This is a genomic window from Mycolicibacterium iranicum, from assembly GCF_002101705.1.
Classification (GTDB): domain Bacteria; phylum Actinomycetota; class Actinomycetes; order Mycobacteriales; family Mycobacteriaceae; genus Mycobacterium; species Mycobacterium iranicum.
Genome location: NZ_LQPC01000019.1, coordinates 135,381 through 150,873 on the forward strand (window position 1 = coordinate 135,381; position 15,493 = coordinate 150,873).

Consider the following 15,493-nt stretch of genomic DNA (forward strand, 5'->3'; position numbering starts at 1 on the left):
AGGGCAGCTGCGCCTCGTCGTGATGCCAGCGCTGTGGCCTGCGACTTAGTTCCGGCGCCGGTCGTGGGTGCATGCATGCGTGGCGGCGGACGGAGGGCGGAGCGCAGGGAGCGGCGCGGACGGGAGCGCCAGCGGACGGGAGCAGAGCGAGCGTAGCGAAGCCTGCTGGTGGCCGCCGGTTCCTGCGGGTCGCGGGTGTCCAGGATCTGCGCCATCAGCCGCGACGGGGCTGCGGCATGGTGCTGGGGCTCGTAGGCTGGCGGTTGTGAGCGTAGTTTTGGCGCAGCGTGCACGGCGCGAGGCCGAGGCGCGGCTGGCTGAGCAGCCGCGGCGGTTGGCGCATGTCCGGGGGGTCGCGACGACTGCCGAGCGGTTGAGCCGGCGTTTCGATGCTCAAACGGCGGACTGTCTGGTCGCGGCGGGGTGGTTGCACGATATCGGTTACGCACCGTCGGTGCGCCGGACCGGTTTTCATCCCCTTGATGGAGCGGAGTTCGTGCGATCGGCGGGTTTCGGGGAGCTGGTCGCTTCCTTGGTGGCCTTTCATACCGGAGCGCACGCGGAGGCTGCCGAGCGGGGCTTGTCGGGTTTGTCCGCGTTCAGCGATCCGCCCAGCAATGTCCTTGATGCGTTGACTTTTTGCGATCTGACGACTGGACCTGACGGGGCGCCGATATCACCGCGAGATCGACTACGCGACGTGTTGGCGCGTTATGGATCCGAGGACCCGGTGCACCGGGCGGTCGACGCGGGCCGCGACGAATTGTTGGCGGCGGTCCGGCGAGTACGCGACTGGCTGTAGCCCAGCGGTCAGCCGAGGTAGGGGCTGTCGCGGCGTTGCAGGTAGTGCTCGACGCGCAGTCGCATCGACGGATGCATATCCAGGCCAGCGATGTCGTCGGGGGCAGTCCAGGCGATGTCGGTGCTTTCGTGGTCGATGGCGAGGGTCCCGCCGAGCACCGTGGTGGCGAACAGTAGCGAGAATTGTTGGCGCACTTCGCCATCGGTGAACGCGACCACGTGGTGGGGGTTGGTGTAGACACCGACCAGACCCGTGACTTCGACGTCGAGCCCGGTTTCTTCTTTGACTTCCCGCACGGCGGTGTCGGCGATGGTTTCGCCGATGTCGTGTCCGCCGCCGGGTAACGCCCACAGGGTGTTGTCGCGGCGTTTGATCAGCAGAATACGACCTTGTTCGTCGGTGACGATGGCCGAGGCGGACGGAACGACACTGTTGGGCGCCGGGGCGTTGGGGTCATTGTAGTAGTCGGTGCGCATCGGGGGTCAGCCTTTCGCGGTCAGCGGTCTGGCGCGGTTCCAGACCTGGGTGAAAGCGTCTTCGAGGGTGGTCCAGAGCCTTGGCTCATGGTGACGTGACAGAACCAGCACAGGGTTGTTGCGCCCGGGTGAGCCGTAGATGTGGAAGTTGACAATCATGGCGTCATCGACCCGAAAGATCGACGTGTAGAGCGCGGTGTCGTGGGTGCGAATGTCCAGCCCCGGGGTACAAGCGTGAGGGGCGAGCAACTCCACCGACGTGCGGCAGCGGGCGATGACAGCCTCGCCGATCCCTTCCTCCTCACCGCGCAAGATCGTGGTCGCAGTGTCGGGATCCCCGACGAGAAACCGCACCGACACACCGCGGGCGGCGGCGGCGAGCAGGGTGTCGAGGAATCCGTCGAGGGTGTCGAACAGGAACGTGGCCGCGAGCACGAGGATGTCGATGCCGGTGGTGGCGTCGGCGAAATGCTGCTGCCACGTCGTGATCGGCAGCTGAGTACGGCTGGCATACAGGGTCGCGGTGAATGGCCCACCCGCAGACGCTGTTGTCACTGCACGGGGGGTAGCGGCCGGGTACTGCTTGGGCCACAGGTCATGCGGAGTGCAGTCGAGCACCTCGCTGGCGCTGCGGGCGTTGTGTTCGCGAATTCTGTAGTCGCTATCGGCCAGCCAGCGTCGCACCGACTTGATATCGACACCCACCGCGGTGGCGAACCGCTGCGAGGACAGACCTTTGGCCTGTAGCCGCTGCGCGAGGCGATCGTTGGGAGTGATGGCGGCCTCGGTGCCGTCCTGCTCGTCCATCGTGTCAGCGCACATCTTCCCGTGTCGTCCGTATCCATCCTTCAGCGCGTGGTGTCTAGTTTGCCATGCGATTGCCGCCACCCTGCGGCGATAGTGTCGGTGTGATGTCCGTGGGTATGTCCGGCCGTGTCCGAAATGCCCGTGGATGTGTCGGAAATGTCGGCACATGTCTCTCGCAACGTCCGTGATGTCCACGTGAACTGAATCCAGCGCCGGACCGGCGTCAACATCTCACGAAAGGACTAGTAGGACAATGCGTTTGAGAATCGATACGTCTGGAACTCGTTTTATCGTCACCCGCGCTCCGGAGCCACGGCTGAACTTCGAAACCGGCGCCCCGAAAGTCGACACCGCCACCGGGATGCCGATGTACGCCACCCAGGTCCTCGCGCTGGATGACTCCGGCGGCGAAGTACTCAATGTCACCGTGGCAGGAGACCCCAAAGTTACAGTCACGCAGTCTATTTCGGTGGTTGGTCTGGTGGCCATCCCGTGGGCCCAAGGTGATCGCAGCGGGGTGGCGTTCCGCGCTGATGCCCTCACCCCCGCCACCGCCAGTGGTGCTGCGCCGAGTGAGCAGACACGCCCGCAGAAGTAACCCCAAGCGGGTGTGGGGTGCGGTGAACCGATCACCGCACCCCGCCACCCCGGGCATTGCTGTTGACCACACGCTCACGGAGGGCATCTCTCATGACATCGAACAATAAGAACACCACCAACAGTGGATCAGGCGATGACGACTGGTTCGGAGAACTGGTCATGTCGCTGTTCACCGCAGCCGGGTATGTGCTCTGGTGGGCGGTGCTGTTCCCGGCGATCAACGTGCCCATCATCGCCAGCCTCGTGCTTGCCATCAGCCACGGCCCACGCGTGGGCCTGATCTGCGCGATCGTGTGCAGTGCCGGGTATGCGGGCTGGGCCTGGCTCCAACCGGGGTCATTTCGCGCCTGGGTGACCGAACCGGTACGGCGGCGCTGGCTCACGTGGTCGCGCTACACCCGCACCTGGGAATCGACCTGCACCTTGCACGGCCTGACGGCCACACTCGGCGGCCGCACCCTCACTCCCACCCTGCGCACGGTGACAATCGGTAAAACCACCGATGTGCTGGCGGTGCGCATCGTCACCGGCCAGTCCGTGGCAGATTGGCATAAACAGTCCGACGCGCTGGCCGCCGCGTGGCGCGCCGACCGCATCAGCATCACCGCCACCTCGCCTGGCGAACTGCGCATCACTTTAATGCGGGCAGACGTGCTCGCTGAACCGATCGTCCTGCCCATGCCCGCCCCGGCAACCCCGGTGGACCTGGCGCTGGTGCGGGTCGGGATCACCGAAACGCGGCATTGGTGGCAAGTGCCGCTGCTCGGTCACCATGTGCTGATCGCCGGGGCAACCGGCGCAGGTAAAGGCTCAGTGCTGTGGTCGTTGATCGCCGGCATCGCCCCCGCGGTGAAGACCGGACTGGTGCGGTTATGTGTCATCGACCCCAAAGGTGGCATGGAACTCGGTGCCGGAGCACCCCTGTTCACCGTGTTCACCCACGACGCCACCGACACCACCCTGGAGCTGCTACGCCAGCTCGTCACGGTGATGCACGCCCGGGCGAATCGTCTGCGCGGCCACACCCGACTACACACTCCCACGACGTCGGAGCCGTTGTTCGTGGTAGTGATCGATGAAATCGCAGCACTGAGTGCGTATGTGACCGACCGCAAGGTCCGCACCGAAATCGAACAACTCCTGGGCCTCCTGCTCTCGCAAGGCCGCGCAGTCGGCATCAGCGTCGTCGCCGCGGTGCAAGACCCCGCCAAAGACACCCTGCCGTTAAGGCAGCTGTTCACGGTGCGGATCGGGTTGCGCCTGACTGAAGCCACCCAAACCACTATGGTCCTGGGACAGGGAGCACGCGATGCCGGCGCCGAATGTGACCGCATCCCCGACGCGACACCGGGTGTTGGCTACATGATGGTTGACGGCACCGCCTACGCCCAGCGGGTGCGGGCCTTCCACGTCACCGACCACGACATCACCGCGCTGGCCACTCGGTTCCGCCGACCCCCGAGCCGACCGAACAAGACCCACCAGCCACACAACACCGATACCGGGCACACCGTGGGTGAGGGCAGCGGTGAATAGCTCCATGACATCGGCGCAGCTTGCCCTGCCGGGTGTTCCGGATACAGTTGATACCACCCGAGTGGTCGAGCAGATGGTGCGCCGGGCCGCGTCGATGGGATACCAATCCTGGTGGCGACGAGCAGAATCCGTCGGATTCTGCGCTCACCCCATCCAGCTGATCGGTACCGATGAGTACGGGCGTCAGCGGGTGGTGTGGACGCGGTGCAACAACCGTCGCGCCCACATTTGCCCGTCGTGTTCAGATCTCTACGCCCGCGACACCTGGCAACTCGTGCACGCCGGCGCTGCGGGAGGCCACCACGGCATGCCCACCGCGGTGGGCGATCATCCGCAAGTTTTCCTCACCCTGACTGCCCCCAGCTTCGGGGCCGTCCACACCGCCACGACGTCGGGGGACAAGAAAGCGCAGGTATGCCGAGACCAGCACCGGATCGGCGGCTACCGCCGCTGCCCGCATGGAAAACAATTGTGGTGCAGCATGTCCCATGATCATGGCGACGAGCGGGTCGGTCAGCCGCTCTGTCCGGAGTGCTACGACTATGCCGGGCATGTCCTGTTCGCCTGGCATCTTCCCGAACTGTGGCGACGCTTCACCATCACCATGCGGCGCACCCTCCGCAAAGAACTGAAAGCCACCGGTGTGGATCCGGATGCGGTGCGGGTGAGCTTCATCAAAATCGTCGAACTGCAAGCCCGCGCCATCCCACACATCCACGCCCTGATCCGCCTGGACCCCCAAGACGACCCCGATCAGACCGATTGGGAATCACCCATCGGTGCAGTCGAACTCGCCACCATCATCCAACACGCCGCCCGCACCGTCACGCTCACCATCGACGATCCGACCGCTGATACCGATGCGCGGACGATGCGTTTCGGCACACAGATCGACACCCAACCCCTCGCCGCATCCGCAAAACCAGTGAAAAGTGCTCCACCAGAACCAGAACCAGAACCAGGGTCAGGCTCAGGACGGTCCATGTCTGGCCGGCTGGTGGCACGCTATCTCGCCAAGTATGTCACCAAATCCTTGGTAGACCTCGGAATCAGCGCGCGCCGCCTATCTACGGAAGCCATACCCGACCTGGACGTGTCAGAGCATGTGCGGACCATCCTGACCACCATCAGCGATCTCGCGGACAAAGGACTGTCCGGCATCGGGCGGTGGTTGCACACCCTCGGATTCCGCGGCCACATCACCAGCAAATCCCGCCGTTATTCCACTACCATGACCGTGCTGCGCGAACAGCGCGCCATTTGGACGCGTGAAGAACGCTTGAAAAGCACTGCATACCAATACGATCCCAACTGTGACTTCGCCGGTCGCGATGATCTGGTGGCGTGGGAGTTCGAACGTGCCGGCCTCGGCAGCCTCGGCGATCGCAGTCTCGTCTATTCCGCGGCCCTCCAACGCATCCACTCCCGCCTCATCGGACTGGTAGAAGCACGTCGCCAAGCCCACAACGAACAATGGGATCCGCTAGGGGCAAGCGATGGCTGAAAGATGCCCGACTACGACACATGCTCGCTCCGAGTGTGACGTTCGAGTCGATGCTCCGAACATGTCAGAGGGAGGTGTTGAAATTGACCTGCCGAACCGGTATCGGCTCCCGCGCGAGGCCAACCGCGCGCTGGTAAACGTCATACTGGCTATGCGGGACCGGACGCCTAGATCAGGGAGGGGAGTGGCATGAGCCTCAGGTTCGCCTTCTATGGCCGAGTGAGTACCGAGGACGCCCAAGATCCGGAGGCGAGCCGCAGCTGGCAGAAACGTCGTGCCATCGATCTGATCAGTCCGCATGGCGGCGTCCTCGCCGCCGACTACTTCGATATAGGCCAGAGCCGGTCGCTTCCCTGGAAACGCAGGCCGGAGGCTTCACGTCTGCTCGCAGATGTCACTTCTCGTGGCCGTGGCTTCGATGCCGTCGTGATCGGGGAACCTGCTCGCGCGTTCTACGGACCGCAATTTGCGCTCACCTTCCCGGTGCTCACGCACTACGGGGTCGGCCTATGGGTGCCTGAAGTTGGCGGAGCGGTTGATCCCGGATCCGAGGCACACGACCTCGTGATGACGCTCTTTGGCGGAATGAGCAAGGGAGAACGTGCGCGAATCCAGATGCGCGTGCGTACCGCGATGTCGGCACTCGCGCAGGACACAACCAGATACCTCGGCGGTCGCCCACCGTACGGTTATCAACTCGTCGATGCCGGCCCGCACCCAAACCCCGCCAAGGCAAGTCTTGGGCAGCGTCTTCACCGCCTGGAGCCTGACCCCGAGACCGCCCCGACCGTCGAGCGGATCTATCGCATGTATGCCGATGGTGCTGGCTTGCGCTTCATCGCACAGCAGCTCACCGACGATGGAGTGCCATCACCGAGCCAATACGACCCGGCACGGAACCGGCATCGTGACCCACGTGGATGGTCCCATTCGGCGATCCGCGCCATTCTCGACAACCCTGCGTACCGCGGTATCCGTGTCTGGGGCAAGCAGGAGAAGTATGAGGTCCTTTTGAACCCCGATGATGTCGCCGCGGGATATGAGACTCGCATGCGGTGGCGCGATCGGGCCGACTGGATCGCACCCGATCGACGCACGCACGAAGAGCTGATCCCTGATGAGCTGGCGCAGGCTGTTCGTCTCCGGATGCAGGCGCGGCGTGGTCCCGGTCGCGTGTGCAGCAGAGAATCGACAGTGCCGTATGCGCTGCGTGGGCTGCTGTTCTGCGCCGCATGTGGACGGCGAATGCAGGGCGCCGCCCGGCCGGGGAAGCAAACAACGCGGATCCTCTACCGTTGTGAGTTCGGCAAGTCACGTTCTGTACCTGTGGACCTGAGTGATCATCCGCGCACCGTCTATCTCCGCGAAGACGCAGTGACAGCGCGACTCGACGAATGGATCGCCACTCTGGCCGATCCAGAAGACCTCGCACGCGGGCAAGACGTGGACCCGGCGGCCGGACCTGGCTACGCCGCCTTGCAGCGCCAGCTGAGCGAGGCGAATGCCAAAGTGGCTGCCTTGATCACCGCCGTGGAGTCTGGCGTGGCCGTTGAGGATCTAACTGCTGCGTTGCGTCAACGTACCGCCGAGCGCGACGAGCTGAGGGCACGCGTTGAGCGAGTGGAGCGGCCCCGCGCCATGTGTGCCGCCGAGATCAGTGAGTTAGTTAAGGAGTTAGGCGGACTGTCGGTCATCCTCGGCGCGGCAACCGGAGCTGAGCGCGCCGAGGTGTACGCAAGCTTGGGCCTGCGTCTCGACTACGACCCGCATCTTCGGCGAGTCACGGCGACTGCCGACCTGAGTCGTGTCGCCGGATGTGTCCGAGGGGGGACTTGAACCCCCACGCCCGTTAATAGGGCACTAGCACCTCAAGCTAGCGCGTCTGCCATTCCGCCACTCGGACCTGCTGTGCGGCAGCTAAGGCTAGCGGATGAGCGGCCCCAGGCCCAAACCAGACGCCGGCGCTGTTACAAAGGGACATGTGAGTGGTCCTTCATCGCCGGCCGACGAGGTCGTCGACCTCGTCAGCACGCTGATCCGGTTCGACACCTCCAACACCGGGGACCCGGCCACCACCAAGGGCGAGGCCGACTGCGCCCGCTGGGTCGCCGATCAGCTCGCCGAGGTCGGGTACACGACGGAATACATCGAGGCCGGTGCGCCGGGCCGCGCCAACGTGTTCGCCCGGCTGGAAGGCGCAGACCGTTCCCGGGGCGCGCTGATGCTGCACGGTCACCTCGACGTGGTGCCCGCCGAAGCGTCCGACTGGAGCGTGCATCCGTTCTCCGGAGCCGTCGAGGACGGCTACGTGTGGGGGCGCGGCGCCGTCGACATGAAAGACATGGTCGGGATGATGCTCGCGGTCGCCCGGCACTTCAAACGGTCGGGGATCGTGCCGCCGCGCGACCTGGTGTTCGCGTTCGTCTCCGACGAAGAGGCCGGCGGGAACTACGGGTGCAAGTGGCTCGTCGAGAATCGCCCCGACCTGTTCGACGGGATCACCGAGGCGGTCGGCGAGGTCGGCGGGTTCTCGCTGACGGTGCCGCGTCCGGACGGCGGTGAACGCAGGCTGTACCTGATCGAGACGGCCGAGAAGGCGATGCTGTGGATGCGGCTGACCGCGCGGGGCCGCGCCGGGCACGGGTCGATGGTGCACGAGGACAACGCCGTCACCGCGGTCGCCGAGGCCGTCGCCAAGCTCGGCAAGCACCGATTCCCGATCGTGCTGACCGAATCCGTCGAACAGTTCCTCACCGCCGTCGGTGAGGAGACGGGCTACGCGTTCGATCCGGCTTCGCCCGACGTCGAGGGCACCGTGGCCAAGCTCGGGGGGATCGCCAGGATTGTCGGCGCCACGCTGCGCGACACTGCCAACCCGACGATGCTCAAAGCCGGCTACAAGGCCAACGTCATACCCGCCACCGCCGAGGCCGTGATCGACTGCCGGGTGCTGCCCGGTCGGCTCGCGGAGTTCGAGCGAGAGGTCGACGAGATCATCGGTCCCGACGTCAAGCGGGAGTGGATCACCAACCTGCCGTCGTATGAGACGCCGTTCGACGGCGAGCTGCTCGACGCGATGAACGACGCGATCCTGGCCACCGATCCCGACGCGCGCACCGTGCCCTACATGCTGTCCGGCGGCACTGACGCAAAACACTTCGCCCGCTTGGGAATTCGCTGCTTCGGCTTCGCCCCGCTGCGGTTGCCGCCCGATCTGGACTTCGCCGCCCTGTTCCACGGCGTCGACGAACGGGTACCTGTCGATGCGTTGACCTTCGGCGCGCAGGTGCTCGAGCACTTCCTGCTGCACTCGTAAACAGACTGAAAGGATCTCCTCTCATGGCCTTTGATTACGACCCGTACTCGTTTCTGCCCGAGTTGCCCACCTTCACGCTGACCTCGGAGTCGTTCACCGACGGGGGAGCCTGGGGCAATGACCAGGTCAGCGGGATCATGGGCGCCGGCGGGTCCGACGTCTCGCCGCAATTGAGTTGGTCCGGATTCCCGGAGGAGACGCGCAGCTTCGCCGTCACCGTGTACGACCCGGATGCGCCGACAGCGTCGGGCTTCTGGCACTGGGCGGTGTTCAACCTGCCCGCGACGGTCACCGACCTGCCCGCCGGGGTCGGCGACGGCAGCGCCAGCGGGTTCCCCGGGGATGCTGTCACGCTGGCCAACGACGCCGGCCTGAAGCGGTTCATCGGCGCCGCCCCACCCGCCGGCCACGGCGTGCACCGCTACATCGTCGCCGTGCACGCGGTCGATGTCGAGAAGCTCGATGTCCCGGCCGACGCCACCCCCGCCTACCTCGGGTTCAACCTGTTCGGCCATGCGATCGCGCGGGCGCTGATCACCGGGACGTACGAACAGCATTGATCAGCGCAACTGCGGGCAGCGCCGCGAGGAGGAACAACGCCCCGGCCATCGCGATGTACAGCGCGACGCCGGTTCCGGTGCTGATGACGGCGTCGCCGGGGATACGGGTCGCCTTGAGGATCTCGTTGCCGGCAAAGGTGAAAACAACCGAACCGAGGGCCATCGACACCGACACCAACCCGGCGACGGTGCCCTGCCGCTGCGGCGGCTCCAGGCCGGTCGCCACCGTGTAGCCCGACGTGCCGATGGCGCCTGCCGCGACACCTGTCGCAGCGCCGCAGACAACGGCCATCGGCAGGATGGAGACACCCGCCAGCATCGCGAAAGTTGCTGTCGCGCCCAGGATTACACCGGCAAGCAAGGGCAATGCCGGTCCCAGGCGCCCGGCGACCCAGCCTGCGCAGGCGCCGCCGATCATGATGCCGAGATTGGGTGCGGCCAGCAGCACCGCGACCGCATTCCCGCCGCCGAACCCGTAACCGACGTCGAGGTCCGCAGATACCTGCGCGACGATGCCGGTCAGCTGCAGCATGCTGCGGAAGGCCCCGGCCGCCAGCACCACTGCCAGCAGTGTCAGCAGAACCGGACGTCGCAACGCGCGGATGTCGACGAGCGGTTCGTCGACCCGGCGGGCCAAGAACAGCCAGCAGCTCAACGCGGCGACTCCGCCCGCCAGCAGCGCGACGGCGCCTCCGGACAACCAGGCCAGCACCGCAGCGAGCCCCCCGCCGAGCAAGAGCGCACCGACCACGTCGACCCGGCCGGGGCTTCGGATCGGTGACTCGGGCACCACGCAACGCACCGCCAGCGCCGCCACGGCGGCCAGCCCGGCCGCCACGAGGAACACACCCCGGAAGCCGAGACCGTCGATCACCGGCTGCATCAGAAACGGTTCGACAATTCCCACGGCCGAGGAGCTCGACGTCACGACGCCGACCACGCCCATGGCGGCGCGCGGACTGCAGATCTGCAGGACCAGGGCCACCGACAGAAAGATCGTGGCCAGGGCCGCGCCTTGAAAGAAGCGTCCCACCAAGAAGATCCAGAGGTTCGGAGCAATCAGGCAGATGACGGCGCCGGCGCAGGCGATCAGCAGCGCCGTGACGAGCACTCTTCGCTTGCCGTAGAGATCGGAGCATTTGGCAAGCAGCGGCGACCAGATCGCTGCGGCAAGCATCGCGCTGGACCCAAGCCACGCGGCCTGGTCAGTGCCGAAATGTTCCAGCAGCTGCGGCAGCACCATCAAGGGTGAACCGATGGCCACATCGGCCAGTACGTTGGCGAGCGTCAGAACAGCCGCCCACAGTGCAAGCTTCACACCCGCAGCGCCCTGTTGCGCTCGGCGATGGCATCCCAGGTGGCAGGCAGCATGCGGTCGCGACCGCGGTCGACGGTGCGCTGGGCGGCAGCGACGTAGGGTCGTTGTCGCGATTCGTACCGGGCGAACGCCTCGGAACAGTCGCCTACGCCGAGTTCTTCGGCGAGGAAGCGGGCGCCGGTGAGCGCCAGCGAGGTGCCCCGCCCGGACAGGTACGCCGCGCAGTATCCGGCGTCGCCGACGAGTACGACGCGCTCGCGGTGCCAGGATGGCATGTGGATCTGGGCTGCCGCGGTGAAGTAGAACGACGGGTCCGCGAGGGCGACCTCAAGCAGTTCCGGGATCCGCCATGAGCGGTGACCGGCGAACGCGTCGACCAGGATCTGTTTCTGGGCGTCCAGGTCGCGATAGTCGTAATCGATGGGCTCGGAAAGGAATTGGAAGGCGGCGACGGCCTTGCCGCCGTAACGGAGAAGACCCGCCATCCGACCGGGCGTGTTGTGGATCGCGTTGGGTCCCGGGGCGTGGGCGTCGCCGGGATGCTCGGCGAGGGCGAAATAGACACCCAGGTGCTTGAGGTACTGCTCGTCGGGCCCGAAGATCATTCTGCGGACGGTCGAGTGCTGGCCGTCGGCGCCGATCACGACGTCGTAGCGTCCGCGGTGGCCCGAGGCCAGCTGCGCGACTCCGTCCGCAGACACGGCCTGGATGGAGTCACCGAAGCGGAACGACACCGAATCCGCGACGGAGTCGGCGAGGATGCGCATCAGATCTGCACGCAGCAGCTCGATGTCGTCGTCCGAGTCGCTCATTTCTGCGACCGGGACGGCGGCGACCGGCCGGCCGGAACCGTCGACGAAGAAGGTCTGCTCGGACATCCGGATCCGGCGTTCTCTGATCGAACGCAGTACTCCCATTTGGTCGGCGATACCGATCGCATCGCCACGGATGTCGATCGGGGTTCCGGATGTTCTGAGCTGGGCGGCACTTTCGACGACGGTGACGACGTGCCCGCGGGAGCCGAGCTCGAGCGCGCACGCGAGGCCGGCGATGCCGGCACCGGACACCAGGATGTCCATAAATCCTCCTTAAAGAAACAATCTGTCGCTTTAGTGGAGACGGTACCACCGGTTTGCGACAATCGGCAGCTATGGAATCCGCCGATGACAGCGAGCGGGCCCGGCGTCCCGGCGGCCGCAATGCGCGTGTGCGGGCTCAGATCCTCGCTGCGACCGCCGAACTGGTAGCCCGCGACGGCATCGCCGGCTTCCGGTACGAGAGCGTCGCCGAACTGGCGGGTGTCCACCGCACGAGCGTCTACCGCCACTGGCCCGACCGCGAGCAGTTGGTGGTCGACGCGGTACTCAGTTACGCCGACGAGATGGCGTCGGTCGCCGATACCGGCGACATCCACCGCGACCTCGTCGACTTCTTGGTCGCGCTGGCAGAAGGGATGCAGACGCCCTTCGGCCGGGCGCTGGAGCAGGCCATCCAACCCCCTCGCGAGCACGCGTCCGGCCGGGCCTTGGCCAAAATCCTCGAAGGGCGCGTGGACGCCCTGCGTCGGAGAGTCGACGATGCCGTCGGCAGGGGTGAGTTACCGATGGTCGACAGCGCCTTCCTCGGTGAAATGATCTCGGGCCCGGTGCATCTCATCGTGAACCGGGGGATGCGGCCCTTCTCTCGTGACGATGCGGACCGAATCGTCACGGTCGTGCTCGCCGGTATCCGGGCGACGTCGCGCTAACGCGCCGCCGAGCCGACGGCGTCGGATAGCGATGCGAAACCGTTGTCGCGCAGGCGTTTCGCGATACCTTCGTTGATCTTCTTGGCCCACAGTCCGCCGCCGTAGACGAAACCCGTGTAGCCCTGCAGCAACGACGCGCCCGCAGTGATGCGGTCCCACGCGTCCTCGGCGGTCTCGATCCCGCCGACACTGATGAGCACCAGACGGTCGCCGACGCGGGCATACAACCTGCGCAACACCTCGCCCGCGCGGCGCGCGACCGGAGGGCCCGAGATGCCGCCGGCGCCCAGCAGGTCGACACCCGGTGTAGCGAGGCCGTCCCGCGAGATGGTGGTGTTGGTGGCGACGATCCCCGCCAGGCCGAGTTCGACCGCGAGATCGGCGATGTCATCGATGTCGCTGTCGGCGAGGTCGGGTGCGATCTTGACGAGCACCGGCGTCGACGTCTCTGCCAGCACGGCGGACAGAATCGGCCGCAGCGACTCGACCGACTGCAGATCGCGCAGGCCGGGGGTGTTCGGGGAACTGACGTTGACCACCAGATAGGCGGCCAACGGGCCGAGCAACCGCGCGCTTTCGGCATAGTCCTGCGCCGCCCGCTCCGGCGGGGTCGCCTTTGTCTTGCCGATGTTCACACCGATCGGCACATCAGACGAGCGCCTCGTGAGCTGCGTGGCCAGCGCGGCGGCTCCGTGGTTGTTGAAGCCCATGCGGTTCAACAGCGCCCGATCGGCAGGCAGCCGGAACATCCGTGGCGCCGGGTTGCCGGGCTGGGCGTGCGCGGTCACCGTGCCCACCTCTGCGTAGCCGAAACCGAGCGCACCCCACGTGTGCACGCCGAGGCCGTCCTTGTCGAAACCCGCGGCCAGCCCCATCGGCCCCGGGAAGCGCACACCGAACACCGTGCTGGCCAACGCCGGATCGTGCGGCGCGAGCTTGCGGGACAGCCGGCGGCGCAGCGGATCTGGGGTCGTTGCCGCCCGAAGCCCGGCGAACACCCAGGTGTGGATGCGTTCGGGCGGGACCAGGAAGAGTGCCTTGCGCAGCGCTGCGTACATCACAGCGCGGGCTGATCCGGTCCGGGTGGTCCGTCCGCCCGCTTCTTGCGCCGCAGCAGCACCCGGCGTGACCCGTCGGTGTAGAGCCGCACCCGATTGAGCTCCCAGCCGCGGTACTCGGCCTCGATGGACAGTCGGATCGAGGCGGTCACCCGCGTCACGTCCGGCGGTAGCCGCAGCGGAATCCACTCGTAATCGGCGGAGTCCTCCGCGACCGCCTTGCTCCAGGCAGCGGGCATCCGGCTTCTCGACGTCACTTCGCGGCCCCCTCGATCACCTGCACACCCCCTCCTGCGCCCGAGACCACATACAGGGTGCCGGACGCATTGTCGAATGCGAGCGAGTTCGGTTGCTGCACGGTTCGATATCGCACCTTCTCCACGGGTATGCCGGTCGCCAGATCGTAACCAACGACGGTGTTGATCGCCGTCTGTGCAACCCATGCCAGGCCGGACGTGTTCCCCGAGCCGGCCAGCCCGTACGGCGAATCCGGCACGGGGTAGCGCTGCCTGAGAATCAGCGGGTTCACGCTGTAGACAAGCAGCTCACCGCCGCGGGTGTCGGCGACCAGAACGCGTCCAGCCCCGTCGGAGGCCATCGTCGTCGCGCCGTCGCCGGCGCGTAGTGCGTGTTCGGAGTTCGTGCCTTCCTCGTTGAGGCTCGTCACCGACGTCTGCCCCCGGTCCAGCACCACCGCGGTATTGCCCTGGGCTACAACAACATCGACCCTGGCGAAGATCTTCAGGTGCGCACCGACCTCGGTGTCCGACGACAGGGTGTACACCGCCCCGTCGGCGCTGCCCAGCACTAGCCTGCCGTCCGCGCGGCGGGCAATCGCGGTGAAGTCCACATCTTCCTGGCCGTCCACGCCGACCTTGGTCACGTCTGCGCTGGCGGCGTCGAACCGGAAATAGCCGCCCCGCGTCGACAGGAACACCGTGCCCCGGCCGTCACCGGTCATCGCCGTCGCGGTTCCGTCGAGTTCGACTGGCGACGGCGCGCCGGCCCCGGCGAACACCGTGACCGTGGACCGATCACCGGGGCCGGGAGACAGTACGACCAGCGAGCGGGTCGCCGGGTCGAACACCGCGGTCTGAGCGGGCGCGGCCAGCGGGCGCACGATGCCTGCCGGGGTCCCGGTCAGCTGCGGTGACTGCGCGGCCTGAGCCGGCGCGACGGTCGGCGGGGGTGAATCCGCCGGATTCGACGAGCATCCCCCGAGGGCCACCAATATCGACGCGGCAACACCCAGTCGGGCCGTCAGACATCGCGCGTTTAGAAATGGCAGCAATGGGTACCTGTCTCGATTCCAGTGGGCGGAGATCTACCGGGACGCCAGTCTATGCATCTTGTAGCGGCCGATCGGCAGTGTCCGGGCCGCCCCGCGACGCCAACGGAGGTATGGTCCATACCATGACCCTCGCGACGGACAGCGAAGTGACCGGCCAGGGATTCACCGTTGAGGACATCACGACCGGTGTACACGCCAGCGGTTTCGGTCAGCTCGGTGATGGGCGCAGCTTCTCGTTCCATGTGGAAAAGCAGGCCCTCATCGTCGAGGTGTACCGGCCGCGGCTGCGCGGCCCCGTGCCCCAGGACGAGGACATCGTCGCCACGGCCAGCCGCCGTCTCACCGACATCGACATGACCGACGAACGCAGCGTCATCGCGACCGTGCGCGACGCGATCGCCGACGCTCAGCCTGTGGCGCGGCACGGGCGCTAGGCGCCTGACGCCCTGCCTCACGGTACGGTCGTCGGCGTGACGGG

General features: G+C 66.4%; 16 protein-coding genes and 1 tRNA gene. 9 read left to right on the forward strand and 8 right to left on the reverse strand.

Annotated features, from left to right (window positions below):
• The first annotated feature begins 265 nt into the window (after positions 1-265).
• Entirely contained in the window at positions 266-802 is a 537-nt protein-coding gene (locus tag AWC12_RS04250; protein WP_005110615.1) for an HD domain-containing protein, read from the forward strand.
• 8 nt (positions 803-810) lie between these two features.
• On the opposite strand, the gene AWC12_RS04255 is transcribed toward AWC12_RS04250, so the two are convergent.
• Positions 811-1,278, reverse strand: a complete 468-nt coding sequence (locus AWC12_RS04255) for an NUDIX hydrolase (RefSeq protein ID WP_005110618.1) — start codon at positions 1,276-1,278, stop codon at positions 811-813.
• A gap of 6 nt (positions 1,279-1,284) precedes the next feature.
• Positions 1,285-2,085 (reverse strand): hypothetical protein, encoded by an 801-nt coding sequence (locus AWC12_RS04260; protein WP_011560562.1) that lies wholly within the window; start codon positions 2,083-2,085, stop codon positions 1,285-1,287.
• 253 nt (positions 2,086-2,338) lie between these two features.
• Between AWC12_RS04260 and AWC12_RS04265 the strand changes: the two genes are divergently transcribed.
• The 4 genes from AWC12_RS04265 to AWC12_RS04280 all read left to right on the forward strand — a co-directional run bounded on the left by AWC12_RS04265 (position 2,339) and on the right by AWC12_RS04280 (position 7,561).
• A complete protein-coding gene (locus AWC12_RS04265; RefSeq protein WP_011560561.1) occupies positions 2,339-2,683 on the forward strand; it encodes an SCO3933 family regulatory protein in 345 nt (114 codons plus the stop codon).
• Positions 2,684-2,775: 92 nt separating this feature from the next.
• Positions 2,776-4,221, forward strand: a complete 1,446-nt coding sequence (locus tag AWC12_RS04270) for an FtsK/SpoIIIE domain-containing protein (protein ID WP_017205322.1) — start codon at positions 2,776-2,778, stop codon at positions 4,219-4,221.
• A 4-nt stretch (positions 4,222-4,225) separates the two neighbouring features.
• Positions 4,226-5,725, forward strand: coding sequence for a replication initiator (locus tag AWC12_RS04275; RefSeq protein WP_011560559.1), 1,500 nt, complete (start codon positions 4,226-4,228; stop codon positions 5,723-5,725).
• A 189-nt stretch (positions 5,726-5,914) separates the two neighbouring features.
• Positions 5,915-7,561: a recombinase family protein gene (locus AWC12_RS04280; RefSeq protein WP_011560558.1), complete on the forward strand. Its 1,647-nt coding sequence runs from the start codon at positions 5,915-5,917 to the stop codon at positions 7,559-7,561.
• Here the strand turns inward: AWC12_RS04280 and AWC12_RS04285 are convergent.
• Positions 7,543-7,628: transfer RNA gene (locus AWC12_RS04285), tRNA-Leu, on the reverse strand. The genes AWC12_RS04280 and AWC12_RS04285 overlap by 19 nt on opposite strands.
• Positions 7,629-7,655: 27 nt before the next feature.
• On the opposite strand from AWC12_RS04285, the gene AWC12_RS04290 reads away from it, so the two are divergent.
• Both AWC12_RS04290 and AWC12_RS04295 read left to right on the forward strand, forming a co-directional pair.
• The gene (locus AWC12_RS04290) at positions 7,656-9,041 is read left to right on the forward strand and encodes a M20/M25/M40 family metallo-hydrolase (RefSeq protein WP_085172554.1); all 1,386 of its coding nucleotides are present in this window, start codon (positions 7,656-7,658) and stop codon (positions 9,039-9,041) included.
• Positions 9,042-9,064: 23 nt separating this feature from the next.
• Positions 9,065-9,601 (forward strand): YbhB/YbcL family Raf kinase inhibitor-like protein, encoded by a 537-nt coding sequence (locus tag AWC12_RS04295; RefSeq protein WP_024445762.1) that lies wholly within the window; start codon positions 9,065-9,067, stop codon positions 9,599-9,601.
• On the opposite strand, the gene AWC12_RS04300 is transcribed toward AWC12_RS04295, so the two are convergent.
• Entirely contained in the window at positions 9,576-10,919 is a 1,344-nt protein-coding gene (locus AWC12_RS04300; RefSeq protein ID WP_234813822.1) for an MFS transporter, read from the reverse strand. The two genes, AWC12_RS04295 and AWC12_RS04300, sit on opposite strands and share 26 nt — an antisense overlap.
• A complete protein-coding gene (locus tag AWC12_RS04305; protein WP_085172556.1) occupies positions 10,916-11,998 on the reverse strand; it encodes an FAD-dependent monooxygenase in 1,083 nt (360 codons plus the stop codon). The genes AWC12_RS04300 and AWC12_RS04305 overlap by 4 nt, the downstream gene beginning before the upstream one ends.
• Before the next feature lie 71 nt (positions 11,999-12,069).
• Here AWC12_RS04305 and AWC12_RS04310 point away from each other — a divergent pair, with 71 nt between their 5' ends.
• Complete coding sequence (locus AWC12_RS04310; protein WP_085172558.1) at positions 12,070-12,666, forward strand: TetR/AcrR family transcriptional regulator; 597 nt, start codon at positions 12,070-12,072, stop codon at positions 12,664-12,666.
• On the opposite strand, the gene AWC12_RS04315 is transcribed toward AWC12_RS04310, so the two are convergent.
• From AWC12_RS04315 to AWC12_RS04325, 3 genes are read right to left on the reverse strand one after another with little or no spacing between them, the layout of a single operon-like run.
• A complete protein-coding gene (locus tag AWC12_RS04315) occupies positions 12,663-13,724 on the reverse strand; it encodes a quinone-dependent dihydroorotate dehydrogenase (RefSeq protein ID WP_085172560.1) in 1,062 nt (353 codons plus the stop codon). The genes AWC12_RS04310 and AWC12_RS04315 overlap by 4 nt on opposite strands.
• The gene (locus AWC12_RS04320) at positions 13,724-13,963 is read right to left on the reverse strand and encodes a DUF5703 family protein (RefSeq protein WP_064285228.1); all 240 of its coding nucleotides are present in this window, start codon (positions 13,961-13,963) and stop codon (positions 13,724-13,726) included. Before AWC12_RS04320 ends, AWC12_RS04315 begins: the two co-directional genes overlap by 1 nt.
• A gap of 14 nt (positions 13,964-13,977) precedes the next feature.
• The gene (locus AWC12_RS04325; protein ID WP_024445768.1) at positions 13,978-14,952 is read right to left on the reverse strand and encodes an NHL repeat-containing protein; all 975 of its coding nucleotides are present in this window, start codon (positions 14,950-14,952) and stop codon (positions 13,978-13,980) included.
• 185 nt (positions 14,953-15,137) lie between these two features.
• Here AWC12_RS04325 and AWC12_RS04330 point away from each other — a divergent pair, with 185 nt between their 5' ends.
• Positions 15,138-15,449: a hypothetical protein gene (locus AWC12_RS04330; protein WP_024445769.1), complete on the forward strand. Its 312-nt coding sequence runs from the start codon at positions 15,138-15,140 to the stop codon at positions 15,447-15,449.
• The last annotated feature ends 44 nt before the right edge of the window (positions 15,450-15,493 follow it).